Origin of the sequence: Micromonospora sp. NPDC050397 (assembly GCF_044901685.1) — a bacterium.
GTDB lineage: Bacteria > Actinomycetota > Actinomycetes > Mycobacteriales > Micromonosporaceae > Micromonospora_G.
Genome location: NZ_JBJDPS010000001.1, coordinates 1,297,628 through 1,312,987, shown reverse-complemented (window position 1 = coordinate 1,312,987; position 15,360 = coordinate 1,297,628). Strand labels below are relative to the sequence as shown.

At 72.5% G+C, this 15,360-nt stretch carries 14 protein-coding genes; 7 read left to right on the top strand and 7 right to left on the bottom strand.

Features of this window, described 5'->3' with window-relative positions:
• Positions 1-2: 2 nt before the first annotated feature.
• The 3 genes from ACI2K4_RS05170 to ACI2K4_RS05160 form a co-directional block, all read right to left on the bottom strand.
• Complete coding sequence (locus ACI2K4_RS05170; RefSeq protein ID WP_404508901.1) at positions 3-473, bottom strand: hypothetical protein; 471 nt, start codon at positions 471-473, stop codon at positions 3-5.
• A gap of 245 nt (positions 474-718) precedes the next feature.
• Positions 719-1,561, bottom strand: coding sequence for an ABC transporter permease (locus tag ACI2K4_RS05165; RefSeq protein WP_404508899.1), 843 nt, complete (start codon positions 1,559-1,561; stop codon positions 719-721).
• On the bottom strand, positions 1,558-2,478 hold the full coding sequence (locus tag ACI2K4_RS05160) for an ABC transporter ATP-binding protein (protein ID WP_404508897.1): 921 nt from the start codon (positions 2,476-2,478) through the stop codon (positions 1,558-1,560). The genes ACI2K4_RS05165 and ACI2K4_RS05160 overlap by 4 nt, the downstream gene beginning before the upstream one ends.
• A 110-nt stretch (positions 2,479-2,588) precedes the next feature.
• On the opposite strand from ACI2K4_RS05160, the gene ACI2K4_RS05155 reads away from it, so the two are divergent.
• The gene (locus tag ACI2K4_RS05155) at positions 2,589-3,809 is read left to right on the top strand and encodes a sensor histidine kinase (RefSeq protein WP_404508895.1); all 1,221 of its coding nucleotides are present in this window, start codon (positions 2,589-2,591) and stop codon (positions 3,807-3,809) included.
• The gene (locus tag ACI2K4_RS05150; RefSeq protein ID WP_404508893.1) at positions 3,806-4,513 is read left to right on the top strand and encodes a response regulator; all 708 of its coding nucleotides are present in this window, start codon (positions 3,806-3,808) and stop codon (positions 4,511-4,513) included. The genes ACI2K4_RS05155 and ACI2K4_RS05150 overlap by 4 nt, the downstream gene beginning before the upstream one ends.
• 34 nt (positions 4,514-4,547) lie before the next feature.
• Here ACI2K4_RS05150 and ACI2K4_RS05145 read toward each other — a convergent pair whose 3' ends face one another.
• A complete protein-coding gene (locus ACI2K4_RS05145; protein ID WP_404508891.1) occupies positions 4,548-5,471 on the bottom strand; it encodes an NAD-dependent epimerase/dehydratase family protein in 924 nt (307 codons plus the stop codon).
• Positions 5,472-5,558: 87 nt separating this feature from the next.
• Here ACI2K4_RS05145 and ACI2K4_RS05140 point away from each other — a divergent pair, with 87 nt between their 5' ends.
• The 4 genes from ACI2K4_RS05140 to ACI2K4_RS05125 all read left to right on the top strand — a co-directional run bounded on the left by ACI2K4_RS05140 (position 5,559) and on the right by ACI2K4_RS05125 (position 8,378).
• A complete protein-coding gene (locus tag ACI2K4_RS05140; RefSeq protein ID WP_404508890.1) occupies positions 5,559-6,287 on the top strand; it encodes a DUF7003 family protein in 729 nt (242 codons plus the stop codon).
• A 93-nt stretch (positions 6,288-6,380) separates the two neighbouring features.
• Positions 6,381-6,617, top strand: a complete 237-nt coding sequence (locus ACI2K4_RS05135; protein ID WP_404509196.1) for a SecDF P1 head subdomain-containing protein — start codon at positions 6,381-6,383, stop codon at positions 6,615-6,617.
• A gap of 179 nt (positions 6,618-6,796) precedes the next feature.
• Positions 6,797-7,300: a DUF664 domain-containing protein gene (locus ACI2K4_RS05130; RefSeq protein ID WP_404508889.1), complete on the top strand. Its 504-nt coding sequence runs from the start codon at positions 6,797-6,799 to the stop codon at positions 7,298-7,300.
• A 97-nt stretch (positions 7,301-7,397) separates the two neighbouring features.
• Positions 7,398-8,378 (top strand): NAD(+)/NADH kinase, encoded by a 981-nt coding sequence (locus tag ACI2K4_RS05125; protein ID WP_404508888.1) that lies wholly within the window; start codon positions 7,398-7,400, stop codon positions 8,376-8,378.
• Positions 8,379-8,411: 33 nt separating this feature from the next.
• Here ACI2K4_RS05125 and ACI2K4_RS05120 read toward each other — a convergent pair whose 3' ends face one another.
• Positions 8,412-9,329 (bottom strand): lytic polysaccharide monooxygenase, encoded by a 918-nt coding sequence (locus ACI2K4_RS05120; protein WP_404508887.1) that lies wholly within the window; start codon positions 9,327-9,329, stop codon positions 8,412-8,414.
• Positions 9,330-9,438: 109 nt separating this feature from the next.
• Entirely contained in the window at positions 9,439-13,344 is a 3,906-nt protein-coding gene (locus tag ACI2K4_RS05115) for a hypothetical protein (protein WP_404508885.1), read from the bottom strand.
• Positions 13,345-13,498: 154 nt separating this feature from the next.
• Between ACI2K4_RS05115 and ACI2K4_RS05110 the strand changes: the two genes are divergently transcribed.
• On the top strand, positions 13,499-14,407 hold the full coding sequence (locus ACI2K4_RS05110; RefSeq protein ID WP_404508884.1) for a hypothetical protein: 909 nt from the start codon (positions 13,499-13,501) through the stop codon (positions 14,405-14,407).
• A 104-nt stretch (positions 14,408-14,511) separates the two neighbouring features.
• Here ACI2K4_RS05110 and ACI2K4_RS05105 read toward each other — a convergent pair whose 3' ends face one another.
• On the bottom strand, positions 14,512-15,204 hold the full coding sequence (locus ACI2K4_RS05105) for an RraA family protein (RefSeq protein WP_404508882.1): 693 nt from the start codon (positions 15,202-15,204) through the stop codon (positions 14,512-14,514).
• Positions 15,205-15,360 lie beyond the last annotated feature (156 nt).

Here is a 15,360-nt window from a genome sequence, read left to right as displayed (position 1 = left end):
CCTCAGGTCAGCGCCGCGACGACGATCGATGCCGCGACGAGCACGTCGAACGGCAGGCAGAAGTCGACGAACCCGCGCGGCACAACGCGGCCGTCACGGTGCGCGTAGTCCCAGAACGCGTGCCCGAGCCAGCCGGCGGCGAGCACGTACTGCCCGATGGTCGGGTCGACCGCGACGGTGACCAGCGCGATGCCGGCGAACAGGACGACGCCGACGGCCTGCCGGGTGACCGGACGCGCTCCCCCGCCGGTGGTCGCGGCGGGTCGCCAGCTGCGAAGGAGCGCGTAGACCAGGTACGCGAGCGCGACCAGTGGCAGCACGCCGGTCAGCAGAGTGAACGGGGTGAACGGCTGCGGGTCGACGAAGGAGAGCACGCCGAGGGTGATGCCGGCGCAGGTCCACGGTCTGACCAGCAGATGCCTGAGGCGGTCCGGTGAGGTCGTACGAAGAGGTTGTGTCTCCTGCTGCGTCATGCCTCCAGGCTGCTGGCGGCGGTGCGCACGGTGTACCCGTGTTCTGTCACCTTCCGACCGTGCGTTCTACACACCGCCGCCCGCGTGGCCGAGCCGGAGATGTGACGCGCCAATTTCCTACATGGAATTTCGTGTACGTACACGTTTTCTCGTGTATGACCGAACCGGACACATGCTCCTGCCCTGGCCGGCGTCACTCTCGGGCGGCGGGTCTCCTGGAAACGAGGATGAGCGGGATTGGGGGGTCAGGAGGCGTCGCGACGGGTGAAACCGAACAGGCCGGCGCCGAGCGCGAGGACCACGTACGCGACCGTCACGGCGACCGCACCGACCTGTGACAGCAGGTAGGGGTGGTTGTTGCCGGCGAGTTGCGGGGTGAGGTTCGGCAGCAGGACCGAGGCGAACCTGAGATGCCACGTCGTCGGTAGGAAGTGCGCGAAGACCGGCGCCACCAGGACGAGGCCGCCCAGGGTCAGCAGCGTCGACGCGGTCGAGCGCAGCACGGCTCCCAGCCCCAGCGCGACGGCGCTGGTGACCATCACGACGAGCGCCGCGCAGAAGACCGTCGGCAGCGCGTCGGTCCAGGTCGGCCAGGGGTTCAGCGGTGCCGGGCGGTTGCCCAGCAGCAGGGCCGCGCCGCCGAGGGTGAGCAGCGCGAACAGCGACCCGCCGAGAATGCCCAGCATGCCGGCGATCGCCGCCTTGGCGCCGAGCAGTGTCCGGCGTTGCGGCACGGCCAGCAGGCCGGGGCCGATGGTGCCGGTGGCGAACTCGGTCGTGATCAGCATTGCGCCGATCGCCCCGACGAAGAACTCCACGAACGGCATGACCACCACGGTGAGATCAGCCGTCTCGTAGTTCGCCTGCTCGGCCGCTGTCGCCCGGTCGAAGGAGCCGATCAGCAGGGACAGGACGAGCATCCCGAGCAGGGTCGCGGCGAGGCCGGCGGCGAGGAACGCGTACGTCGACCGTACGGTGCGTAGCTTCATCCACTCGGCGGCGACGGTGTCCCGGAAGACCCGTGAACGCGTACCGGGTGCGACGAGAGCGGCGCTGCTGCTGCGCGGAGCGAGTTGCCGTGTGGTCATGGTCGTGCCGTCCTCGTGGTGTCGGTGCGGTACTCGGTCGCCTCGCCGGTCATCTCCAGGTAGACGTCCTCGAGGGTGGCGCCGCGCGGGGTGAGCCCGTGGACGGGAATCGACGCCGCCGCTGCCGCGTCGCCGATGGTGGCGGCGTTGACGCCGACCACGACGAGTCCGCCGTCCTCACCGGCCGTGACGGTGGCGCCGAGGCCGGTCAGGACGGGGGCGAGTTCGGCCGCCCGTGGCGACCGCACGAGTACGTCGCGTTGGAACCGGTCGCGCAGTGCCGCCACGGAGGTCTCCGCGAGCAGCCGACCCCGGCCGATGATCAGCACGTGGTCGACGGTGAGCGCCATCTCGCTCATCAGGTGACTGGAGAGCAGTACGGTGCGGCCCTCCGCCGCGAGGGACCGCAGGGTGGAGCGGATCCACCGGATACCGGCCGCGTCCAGCCCGTTCACCGGCTCGTCGAGCAGGACCACGGCCGGGTCGCCGAGCAGCGCACCGGCGATCCCGAGGCGCTGACGCATACCGAGCGAGAACCCGCCCACCCGCTTCTGCGCCACCCCCGCCAGGCCGACCCGCTCCAGCACCGCGCTCACCCGGGCGCCTCCGATCCCGTTGCTCCGGGCCAGGCAGGCGAGGTGGTGGAAGGCGGTACGGCCGGGGTGGGCGGCACCGGCGTCGAGCACCGCGCCCACCTCGCGCATCGGTCGGCGGATCCGGTCGTACCGCCGGTTGCCGATCAACGCCTCGCCGGAGGTGGGACGGTGCAGGCCGAGGATGATTCGGAGGGCGGTGGACTTGCCGGCACCGTTCGGGCCGAGAAAACCGGTCACCACTCCCGGGCGGACTTCGAACGACAACTGGTCGAGTGCCAGCGTCGGCCCGTACCGCTTGGTCAGTTCCCGTACCACGATCATGGGGAGAAGGTTTTCAGGATCGAGTGGTCCGGCGCGTCTGGCCACGGTCAGAAATCGGTGTCCTACCACGGTCAGACGCGCTGCCCGACGCACCGGTATAGCGTGTGCCCGTGCGTTCCAGACAGGATCGGGGCGCGGTACGTCCCCCCACGTTCGAGGTACCCGGCACGGTGGTCGACGCCCTGGTCGCGGTCGGGCTGGCGTACCTTGCGGTCGACGCGACCCGCGACCCGCCGGGTCCGGCCTACGGCGGCCCGGTGTGGGTGGTGTGGCTGGTCGGGGCGGCGGTCGGGCTTCCGCTGGCGGTCCGCCGCCGGTGGCCGCTGCCGGTGCTCGGTTTCGTGGTGCTGGCCGCGGCGACCGCGACCGCGATCGGCGCCGTCGGTACGGGCGTCATCTGGGTGACGTACGCGCCGGTCGCACTGGCGCTCTACACGGCGGCGACCGTGACGGGTCACCTCGGCGCGACGGTCGCGCTGGCCGGCGGCCTGGCCGCGCCGGCAACCACGATCGTCTGGCTCTACGACCGGACCGGGATCGTGACGGCCGACGCGCCCGGCAGCGAGGTGCCGTTGTGGTGGGCGTTCGACCTCGGGCTGGTCACCGTGCTGGTGACCGTGGCCTGGACGGTCGGCCGGCTGGTGCGCTGGCGCCGGTCGGTCCAGGCCGGTGTCGCCCGCCAGCTCGCCCGGGACGCGGTGGCCGCCGAGCGGCTGCGGATCGCCCGGGAGTTGCACGACATCGTCGGGCACAGCATGAGCCTGATCGCGGTGAAGGCGACGGTGGCCAACCACATCGCCGCCCAGCGACCGGACGAGACGCGCGCCGCGCTGGTCACCATCGAGCGGACCAGCCGGGCCGCGCTCACCGAGATCCGCCGGCTGCTCGACGTGCTGCGCGCGGAGGACGATCCGGCGGTCGAGCTCGGCCCGTCGCCCGGGACCGCCGACCTGTCCGACCTCGCCGATCGGCTACGGTCCGCCGGGTTGCGGGTGGACCTGCGGCTCGACGGTGTCGACGACCTGCCGCAGGCGGTCGACCTGACCGTGTACCGGATCGTGCAGGAGTCGCTGACAAACGTCGTGAAGCACGCCAACGCCAGCCACTGCCGGGTGGCGGTACGCGCCCGCGACGGCGACGTACGCGTCGAGGTCCTGGACGACGGCCGCGCGCACCGGTCGTCCGCCCGGCAGCCCGGCGGGCAGGGCCTGATCGGCATGCGTGAGCGTGTGACCATGTACGGCGGCACCCTGACCACGGGGCCGCGCCAGGAGGGCGGGTTCCAGGTGGTCGCCGACATCCCGTACGTCGCCGTGGAGGAGAGCGCGTGAACGATCCCTCCGCCGTCCCGGACCAGCGGTCCTCGTCGGACGTACGGGTGCTGCTCGCCGACGACCACCCGCTGATGCGGGAGAGTTTCCGGGCCCTGCTCGACGCGTCGCCGGGTTTTGCCACGGTGGGTGAGGCCGGTACCGGCGCGGAGGCGGTGCGACTGGCCCGGCGGCATCTGCCCGACGTGGTGTTGATGGATGTCCGGATGCCGGAGATGGACGGGATCGAGGCGACCCGGCAGATCTGCGCGGGTCCGGAGACCGCATCCGTACGGGTGCTCATCCTCACCACCTTCGACCTGGACGAGTACGTCTACGCCGCCCTGCGGGCAGGTGCCAGTGGCTTCCTGGTCAAGGACGGCACCGCCGCCGAGTTGCTGGCCGGCATCCGGGTCGTCGCCGCCGGCGAGGCGCTGCTGGCCCCCCGGATCACCCAGCGGCTGATCGCCGCGTTCACCCGGCAGACTCGGCCCTCCACCGGTCCGCCGCCCGGCCTGGAGGCGATCACCGAGCGGGAACGTGAGGTGCTGGTGCTGATCGCCCGGGGGCTGTCGAACACGGAGATCGCGCAGCACCTGCACGTGACGGTCGGCACCGTGAAGACCCACATCGGGCGCCTGCTCAGCAAGCTCGCCGCCCGGGACCGGGCGCAACTGGTCATCGCCGCGTACGAGACGGGTCTGGTGACGCCGGAGCCGCGATGAGTGCGCGCCCCGGGCGTGGTGTCGGTTGCGGCGGTCAGGCGGGCGGGGCCGGGTCGGCGAAGGTCTCGCGCAGGGCCGGGTCCACCGACCGGCCGGTCGTCGGCTCGACGAAGAGTTCGGTGAGGAAGAGGTCGGCGGCGTGGCTGGGGTTGACGCCCGACTCCTTGCCCCCGAGGGACTGTAGCGCCCCGCCGAGTCGTAGTGCGGCCCGTACCGCGCCGGGCGGCAGGCGACGGACCCGGCGGCGCCGACCGACCGCCTCGGCGATGCGCGAGATCATGTCTTCCCAGGTCAGGTTCTCGTCGGCGACCGGGATATCGTCGCCGCTGGCCCGTTCGAGGGCGTCGACCGCGATCTCGGCCACGCTGCGGGCGGAGGCCCCGGCGCTGCCACCCCCGGGTACGACCAGGGGTGTGCGTGACCTGGCCCAGCGGTCCAACGGGCCAGCCCAGTTCGGCAGCCGGTCACCCGCCCGGCCGAAGACGAAGGGCAGTTCGAGTACGGCGACGGGGAGATCCGGACCGGCCGCCGCCCGACCCTCCCGGGCCTGCTCCACCCGGCACCGGACGTACGTGTGTCGGTCCGCGAGTCGCCACTGCGGGTGCAGCCGCTCGAAGTAGGTGTAGTAGGAGCCCATGATCACGCCACGGGTGAGCCCTTCCTGGCGGGCGGCGTCGAACAGCCGCACCACGGGCTCGACCATGTCCCGGCGGAACACCGGGTGGATCGGCTTGGGCAGCGGTCGCTGCTCCTCGCTGCGGGTCGCGTACACCACTCCGTCGTGACCGGCGAGCAACGGTCGCAGGTCGTCGACCGAGGCGGCCTGGAGATCGAGGAGGTGATCGATTCCCGGATGTGCGGTACGCGCCACCGTGGTCGCGGCGTGACCCCGCTCGCGCAGCACGTCCACCACATGGGCACCGATCAGGCCACTGCCACCCACCACGAGAATCCGCACGCTGCATCGTCCACTCCGGACCGGGTTGCTTGTCAAGACGCTGGCTGATTCCGCCGTGTCGGGTCGTCGCCACGTACGATGCGGGACGTGGCGCGGGCCGACGGAATTCTCGCGGTGTTCGACCGGATGGCCGAGCAGTTGCGGTTTCCCGAGCCGGAACACCCTCACTACTACCTGATGGCGGCCCGGCTGCACGCGTACAGCGAAGCGGATCGCTGGGCACTCGTGGTCGAGACGGTGGGATACAACCCGCGCGCGGCCAACGTGGTCAACGTCCTGCACCGTCTCGGCGACAGCATCGTCGGCATCGAGGATGACGAGGTGTGGCACCACAACCGGGTCGACAACTTCCTGGACCTGTTCGAGGAGCAACCGTGGCCACCCCGGTACCGCCAGGTGCCGATCATCGTCCGGGGACGGCCGCTGCTCGTGGACGCCGCCACCACGATCCGTCCCGAGGAGCTGTTCCGGCTCCTCGTGCCGGAACACCGCGACCTGCTGCTCGCCGACGAGACCGAGCTGCGCCACCTTGTCCCGGCGGACCTGCCGCGCGTGCTGAGGCTGGACGACTGGCACCACGTCGCCCTACGGGTCCAGCCGCCCAGCGCCGAACGGGAAAGACGACGCCGCCAGCACGAGATCCTCGCCCGACACACGCCGCCCGAGCAGCGGGTGCCGTTCGAGGTCCGGCCGAGCGATGTGGAGACGTACCGGCAGATCGCCGAGGTGCTTGCCACCGCCGACCCCGCCCACTACCGGCCGACCGCGCCGCCGAACACGCACTGGAGCAACTGGCCCATGTCAGGGGCTCTCTGACAACGACCTCTCAGCGCCAGTCGACGCGGTCGTCGATGATGTCGGCGACCCGCCGCCAGTGCGCCGCGACCTGTTCGCGGTCGAAGGCACGCGCTGAGTAAGGAGGCGACCGAGTCGGCTGCCGGGACGGGCCAGGAGACACAGGTCGCCATTTTGATGGACAACACGGTGATCACCGCGCCGACCATCAACGGTGTGATGACCGGCGACGCGCAGATCTCCGGTGGGACGCTGTCGACCCGGGACGGAACGACCGCACTCGCGGCGACCCTCAACCACGGCGTGCTGCCGCTGCGGCTGGTCATCGCCTCCATCGAGACCGTCCGCTGAGCCTCGACGGTCGAGCCCGCCCGCTGACCCTCCAACCGTCGAGCCCGTCCCTGGCCGTCCGACGGTCGGCCCTGTCCGCTGGCCCTCCGAGCGTCGGGTGTCCCGGCGGGGCCGGGTGGGCGCATGGTTGAGTGGAGCTTGATCGACCAGCGGGTGGGCGATCGGCACAAGGGGGCAAGATGGGCGGGGCGGAGATCCTGATCGACGCGTTCGGACGGGTCCGTGGGCTCGTACACGACGTGGTGCGAGACCTGGGTCAGGAACAGTTGGCCCACCGGGTGGGTCCGGAGGCGAACACAATCGCGTGGCTGGTCTGGCACCTGGCCCGTAACGAGGACGACCACGTGGCCGACGTGGCCGGGACTGAGCAGGTGTGGACCGCCGACGGCTGGATGGAGCGGTTCGGGCTGCCGTTCGACCCGGGCTCGACCGGGTTCGGCCACACCACCGAGGACGTGGCGGCGGTCCGGGTGGACCGCGACCTGCTGACCGGGTACTACGACGCGGTCAACCGGAGGTCCGTCGAGTACGTCGCCGGCCTCACCGACCCGGAGATGGACCGGATCGTGGACACGACCTGGGATCCGCCGGTCACGTTGGGCGTACGGCTGGTCAGTGTGATCGGCGACGACCTGCAACACGCCGGGCAGGCCGCGTTCATCCGGGGCATCCTGCTCCGCTGAGGTGTAAGGAAGGGCCCCTTGTTAACGCTATGCGTTAACAAGGGGCCCTTCCTTACACCTGGGGGGCGGCGGCCTGGTTAGGGTGGGCGGAGTGAGCGTGGAGAAGGCTGACGCCGCCGGACCGACCGCCCTGGGGCTGGTCGTCCATCCCAGCGCGGACGTACGCGACTCGGTCCGCACGATCACCGACTGGGCGACCAGCCGCTCGGTCCCGGTGATCGGGCGCGACCAGGACGCGGGCCGGCTGCCGCCGGAGGTCGCCACGGTGCCCGACGACCAGTTCCGGGCTCGGATCAAGGGGCTCGTCTCGCTCGGCGGTGACGGCACCATGCTCGGGGCGATGCGGCTGGTCGTCGACCGGCCGGTGCCGGTGCTCGGCGTCAACCACGGCAATCTCGGCTTCCTGGTCGAGGTCACCCCCGCCACGCTGGAGGACGCGCTGGCCCGGCTGGTCGCCGACGACTACACCATCGAGACACACGGCTGCCTGGTCGCCGAGTGCAGCAGTGTCCGGCCGCTCAGGACCGACGTGGGCTTCAACGACTTCATCCTGGCCCGGCAGGGCCGCACCGGGACCGTCTCGATCGACCTCAGTCTCAACGACCAGCAGTACGGGTACTACCGGGGCGACGCCGTGGTGGTCTCCACGCCCAACGGCTCCACCGCGTACAACTACGCCGCCGGTGGGCCGATCGTCTCCCCCTCGGCGGCCGCGATCGTGATCACCCCGGTGGCGCCGATGGCCGGCATCAACCGGTCGATCGTGCTCGGTGCCGGTGACCGGGTGTCGCTGCACGTCGCGGCGGACAGTGTCCCGGTGGCGGTCAACGTGGACGGCACCGCGTCCGCCGAACTCGCCCCGGGTGACGTACTGAGCCTGCGCATGGACGAGGACGCGGCCCAGGTCGTACGTCTGGCCGCCGGCACCCACGCGAACCGCAGCCGGATCAAGCTGAGCCTGCTCGACCTGCCGTTGCGCCGCGACCAGTTGCTGGAGCTGATCCCGGAGGAACTCCGCCCGAACGGCAGCGTCCAGCCGATCCAGGACCGGGCCGACGCCGAGGACGCCGGACGGTAACCCGACGGCATGGGTCGGCCGCCGGGTCGGCGGTCACCAGCCGGCGCGGGCAGGTCGACGGCGGCGACGCAGCCAGAGGACGGTCGGTACGCCGAGCGCCCCGACGAGGACCAACGCGCCCAGGACGAGCCCGGCCCGGCCGACTCCGTCGGCGGTCGCCGAGGCGGCGGCCGGGCGGGGCGAGGCGTCGGACGAGCCGATGCCGCTCGCGACCTCGGCCTGGTCGCCGGCCGGCGGGGCGCTCGCGGAGGCGACGGCGCTGGGACGGGCCGAGGCGGCGGGACGGGTGGCGTTCACGGCCCCGGCCGGCGGGGCGGCCTCGACGAGCACGTCCGAGCAGGAGTAGTAGGTGTCCGGGGTGTTCGAGTTCTGCCAGATCGCGTAGACCAGGTGCCGGCCGGACAAGCCGGCGGGGAGTTTGCCGCGCATCCGGTAGGAGCCGTCGACCACGGGTGGGTCGGTGGCGGTCAGGAACGGCTTGTCTCCCAGGTCGGACCAGGTCAGCGGCTGGCTGGGGTCGTAGCCCTGGTCGGTGACGTACCAGCGGAAGGTGCCCTTGTGCGGGATCGTGGTGCGGTAGGTGAAGCTCAGCTCCACCCCCGCCTTGAGCTTCGTCGCCGGCCAGTCCGCCCGGGGCAGGTCCAGGCCCTTGAACCGGGCGATGCCGGCGCTGCACAGCCGCCCGTCGGGGATCTTCTGCCGGTCCCGCCCGGCCACGTCGGGCACCCGGATGTTGTCCCACTGCTCGGCCACGTTGCCGGCCGCGACGGCCGCCGTACAGGCTGCGGACCGGTTGGTCTGGCGTGCCTCCGGGCCGCACGCCGCCGCCCGGCTGACCGGGCTGCCCGGCGCGCCGTGGGCGAGGGCTGGACCGGCGGCCAGGCCGCCGAGCAGCAGCCCGACGGCAATCACGGCGACAGATCCGACAAATCGGCGACGTACGGTCATCATGCGGCTGACCTCCCGGGCATGGGTACGGGAAGCGCCCGCGAAAGGTTCAAGCCCGGTGATGTCTTTCGTCCCCGCCGTCGGGTGGCGGGAGAGGCTGCGCGGTCGGTGCTCAGCGGTCGAGCAGGAAGGCCCGGCGCTCGTCCGGGCTGAACTGCCGGGAGAGGCGGGTGGCGGCGACGGTGAGCAGCCGTTCCACCGATCCACAGAGATCGCAGTCCCAGGTGCGTACGGAGCCGTCGGAGTGGACGGTCACCACGCGTTCGCCGTCCGGGGCGAACGCGAAACCCAGCGGTCCGGGGCCGAGTGGGTGCAGGGTGACCGGTTCGGTCGCGGCGGCGGTGGCCCAGAGTTGGATGCCGGTCAGCTCCTCACCGCCCAGCAGTGCGAGATGCCGACCGTCCGGGGTGTAGGTCAGCCGGGTGGTGGCCGCACCCTGTCCGGCGGCGGCGAGCAGGGTCGGTGAGCCACCGGTGGCGGGCCAGATCCGGATGGTGCTGTCCAGGCCGAGGCTGGCCACGCTCCCGCCGTTCGGGCTGAACACCACCGAGGTCACCGCTCCCTCGTGCCGGCCGAGCACGACAACCTCGTTCCGAACCTGCCCGCGCGGCGGGACCGGACGAATCGACACGGTGCCGTCGGCCGCGCCGGTCGCGATCCGCCGACCGTCCGGGGCGAAGGCCGCCACCGCCCTGCCGGGATCCAGCGGTACGCCGGCCGGTGCGGACGGATCGATCCCGTCCCGGACCCGTACGCCGCCGGGACCGCTGGTCAGCACCTGCCGGCTGTCCGGGGCGAAGGCGAGTCGGGTGGAGCCGGCGGCGTCGACGGTGGTGACGGGCGTGCCGGTGCGCCAGTCCCAGATCCGGACGGTGCCGGCCGAGTCGAGGCTGGCCAGCCGGACCCCGTCCGGGGCGAACGCCAGGTCCAGCACCATGCCGGCGTGCCCGGCCAGCACCACCGGGTCACCCGTCCGGTCCCCGTCCCCGTGCCCGTCCCCGTCCACCCTCGCTGGACCGCTGCGCACCGGACCGTTCCCGGTCGCGCCGCCGTCCGTCGTCGCGCCGGGACTCGGGGCGACGGCGGTGATCCGGACCTGGCCGTCGGTGATGCCACCGCTGGCGAGGTGACGGCCGTCCGGGCTGAACCGGGCGATGTGTGCCAGCTCGACGTGCGGGTGGGCGACGGCGGGCTGCCACGGTCCGCCGGTGTCCCACGATCGGACCGTGCCGTCCTCGCCGACGCTGACCAGGTGACCGTCCGCACGGATGGTGGCGGCCCGGACCGCGCCGGCGTGCCCGCGCAGGGTCAGTGGGTCGCCCGGGGCCGAGGTGTCCCAGAAGCCGAGGACGCCGTACCCGTTGGTGGTGATCAGGCGTTCTCCGTCTCGACTGAACGCGGTCGGGGTCACGCCCCGGAGCCGACCGAGCACGGTCGGCGCGCCACCGGTCGACGACCAGATCCGCAGGGTGCCGTCGGTGCCGGCGGCGATCCGGCTGCCGTCCGGGCTGAACAGCAGTTCGTCGGTGTCGACCGAGTCACCCAACTCGACCGGAGCCCGGTCGGGGTCGACCGCGTCCCAGATCCGGACCGGTGCCCGTTCGGTGCCGGCGGCCAGTCGACGACCGTCGGCCGACCAGCCGAGGGTGTAGACGGCACCCCGGCCGCCGCCGGGCAGCAGCCGGGGCGTCGGCGGGCCGGTCACCTTCCACAGCCGTACGTTCCCGTCCGCGTCGCCACTGGCCAGCGTCGTGCCGTCGGGGCTGAACCGGATGTCGCGTACCGGGCCGGTGTGGCCGGGCAGCAGGATCGGGGCACGGGTGGGTTCGGCGGTGTCCCAGAGCCGGACCACCGGTTCGTTGTGGGCGCTGGCGACGAGCCGACCGTCGTCGCTGATCGCCACCGCGTACAGGTCCCGGCCGGACCCGGGCAGCGCCGTCGCGGCGGTGGGTGGTTCGGCGGCGTGCCAGACGCGTACCGTGCCGTCCCCGGTGCCGGCGACGGCGTGGCGGCCGTCCCGGCTCAGCGCCGCCGCCTTGTTGCCCGGACCGAACACCGGCTCGGCGGAGAGTCCGCGCCAGTTCAGGGTCGCCTGCCGCAACACCGCCTCGGCCAGCGGGTCCGGTCGCAGTCGGTACGCCTGCCGGGCGAGCAGGAACGCCAGTTGCGGATCCCGGCTCATCTGCGCCCGGGCGCTGGCGATGAGTTGCCCGTGCTGGGCCCGGTCCCGCTCGTCGGCGGCGCGTCCGGCCTGCACCACGGCCACCGAGGCGAGCGCGGTGACCACGACCGCGACCCCGGCCAGCGTGGCGCGGACGATCCGCCCACGCCTGCGCCGCACCGCCAGGCGCTGCTCCTCGGCCCGGTGGCTGTCGCCGAGGAACTGCCGCTCGGCCCGGCTCAGGCTGTCCGGTCGGCTGCCGGCCCAGGCTTGGATCCGGGACAGGGCGAGCCCACGCAGCAACGCGCCCGGGTCCCGGTCGAGTGACTGCCAGGCCACCGCCGCCTGGGTGAGCCGGCGATGGGTCCGTACGCCCTCCCGGTCCTCGTCGATCCATTCACGCAGCCGGGGCCAGGCGTTGAGCAGCGCCTCGTGAGCCAGGCGTACCGAGTGGTCGTCCACGGTCACCAGGCGGGCACCGGCCAACCGCTCCACCACCGTGGCGGTGAGCGGTTCGCCCTCGTCAAGCTCGTCACGTGCCAACCGGCGGCCGGTCACCGGCTCGTCCCCGGTGCCGAGCTCCACCATCCGCAGCAGCACGTGCCGGGCCGTGCGCCGCTGGTCGGCGTCGAACTCCTGCCAGACCCGTTCGGCGGTCTGCGCGACGGCGCCGTCCATTCCGCCGGCCGCCTCGTACCCGGCCAGGGTGACGGCGCTGCCGCGACGGCGCCACCACGTCTCCAGCAGCGCGTGCGAGGCCATCGGCAGGGCCCCGACCCGGTCGGCCACCTGCGCGACGATGGTCGAGACCAACGCTCCCTCGACCATCGCACCGGCGCGTTCCGCCGGTCGTACCACCGCGTCCCGGACCTGCGGCGGCGTCATCGGACCGACGAGCACCTGGGCACCGGAGAGTGCCGCCGGAAGGTCGGGCGACTCGGCACAGCGGCCGTAGAAGTCGGCGCGGACGCCGAGCACCACCCGCAGCCGGCTGCGCGGGGTCCGTACGGCGGCGAGCAGGGCGGCCACGAAACGGGACCGGGTGTCGTCGTCGCGGCAGAGCGTGAAGATCTCTTCGAACTGGTCCACCACCAGGAGCAACTCGGGCCCGTCGGCGTCCCCGCCGACGGCCTGCCGGACCGCCAGGTGCAGGTGTGCGGGGTCGGCGGCCAGGTCGGCCCGAAGCGCCCCGGCCGGTACGCCGGTCAACCGGGCCAGCCGCACCGCCAGTTCGCCCAGCGGGTCCGGGCCGGGTGTGGTCACCAGCACCACCGGTGGGAGACGGCCGCCGGATTCTGGTCCGACCCGCCGTGCGGGGCTCGTCGGCGCCTCCGCCCCGGGTTCCGCTCCTGGAACGGGGACGCCACCGGTGAGCACCGCCGGCACCAACCCCGCGCGTAGCAGTGAGGACTTACCGCTGCCGGAGGCGCCGAACACGGCGAGCAGGCGCTGGCGGGCCAACCGCCGCAGCAGGTCGTCGACGAGTTCCTCCCGGCCGAAGAACCAGCCGGCCCGCTCCGGCCCGTACGCCGCCAGCCCCTGGTAGGGGGCCTCCAGCGGGTCCCCGTCGGTGGCCGTCGGGTCGACCGGTGAGGTCAGCCGGACGGCTCGGCGCCACCGTTCCTCCCACTCGACCCCGTTCCCGCCGCAGGCATTGACGTACGCGAGGGTGACCGCGAGGGTCGGCAGCCGGCGGCCACCGGCGGCGTCGGAGAGGGTGGTCGCGGAGAAGTGCGCCCTCCGGGCCAGTTCCCGGTAACCCGGTCGGCCGGCCTTCTCCCGGAGCAGGCGCAGCCCGGCGGCGAACTCCGTGATCTCCGGGTCACCGGGTCCGAGGTCGCCCTCCGGTCGTGGCACTCGCACGCACCCCCACAACGTCCCGGTCCGGCCCGTCCGGAGTTGATTGTCCGGCCGGGCGGCCCGAAGCCGGACAACGAGTCGGCGACTAGACATCGATGCAGCGGGTCCCGGACGGTACCCGCCGTGATGTTCAACGAGGGGGAACCCAGCGATGTCCAAGATCTCTACCAGGAGGAGTCCGACCACCCTGACCAGCTTGTTCGGCGTACTCGTCACGCTGGCGTCGCTGGTGGCGGGTGCCGGCACGGCGGCGGCGGAGCCGACGGCGGACCGGGCCTCGACCAACGCGGGGGTGGTGCGTTACAACGCGATCTGGGAGCCGGGCAGCGACGGCCGGCCGGCGGTGCACACGTACACCTCCCACGACCTGCTCCAACGCAACAGCGAACTGTTCAACCAGGGTTACCGGATCGACTCGCTGACCCAGACGACGATGGACAACGGCGAGCCGCGTTACGACGCGATCTGGCGACCGGGCAGCGGGGTCAGCCCGGTCGTGATCGGCTGGTCGGAGCAGCAGTTCTTCGACCAGAACGCGATCTACTGGGGTCAGGGGCTGCGGCTGTGGCGGGTCAACCGTTACCTGCACAACGGCAGCTTCCGCTACGACGGTGTCTGGAAGCCCGGCACCGACGGGCGACGGGTCGTGGTGGACTGGACGGTGGACGCGTTCCGGGCCGAGGACGCCCGGATGCGGGCCCTGGGCTACCGCCTGGTCCAGGCGAGCGGGGTGCGGCAGAACGCTCTCGGCACCGAGATCCGCTACATCGGCATCTGGGTGCCGGGCACCGACGCCCGACCGACGATGTTCGGTGCGACCTGGGACGAGATGATCCAGGCGAACGGCAACCACTGGACCAGCGGCTACCGGATGAAGTACCTGAACGTCTGGCGCAACCACGTGGGCCAGTTGCGCTACGACGTGATCTGGGAGCCGGGCAGCGACGGGCGGCCGGTCATCACCGCTCCCGCCTTCGCCGAGCTGATGGCGAAGAACGCGGAGTTGTGGGCCGCGGGCTACCGGCTGACGGTGGTCCAGGGGTACCTGAGCCCGAGCTGATCGGGCGAGCAGATCCGGTGGGGAGGGCGGCGGTGGCCGCCCTCCCCACCGCCGTCCGCGCCGCTCACGCCTCGATCACGCCGGTCATTCCTGGATCACGCCGGTCACTCCTCGATCGCGCCACCGACGCGGCGCAGGTGCCGGCGGAAGGTGTACGTCGGGTCGACGGCGCGGCGGGTCAGGTACTCGTCGAACTGAGTCTGCTGCCGCAGCGTACGGCCGGCCCGGATCAGGTCGGCCTGCTCACGTTCCGTCCGCCGGATCCGCTCCGCCGTCGCGAGCACCCGCTCGAGGTCATCGGCGGCGACGAACAGCACACCGTCGGCGTCGCCGAAGACGATGTCGTCGACGCTGACCAGGTGCGGTCCGAACCGGGCGGTGGAGAGCGCCTCGGGTTCCCGCTCGTCGACCCGCAGCGGGCCGGGCGGGTAGGCGCCGTAGCTGAACACCGGCAACCCGATCTCGACCAGTTCCGGGGTGTCGCGGTGCAGCCCCCAGATCGCCAGTCCGGTCACGCCGGCGGCCTCGGCCTCCAGCACTGCCAGGTCACCGACGCAGGCCTCGTCCGTACGCCCACCGTTGTCGACCACCAGCACGTCACCGGGTTCGGCCCGGCCGTACGCCTCCAGGAAGACGTCGACGCTGCCGTAGTGCCGGGCCGGCAACACCCGTCCGGCGATCCGGTGCCCGTCGACGAGTGGGCGGACACCGGCCGGCGCGGCGCGCAGCGGCACGTTCTCGCGTACGCAGGCGTCGGCCAGCAGTGGGGTGGAGAGGGCGGCGAAGTCCTTCAGCATGGTGTACCCCCTGACTCGCCGCCGACGCGGCCGGCGCCGCCGGACGTCCCGGGCGTGGTCATGATCCTACCGACGGCCGGACTCCCCTTGATCGGCCCGCACGACAGCGGGTCACCCGCACGGCACCGGGTCACCCGACCCGCTCCGGCGGGCGAC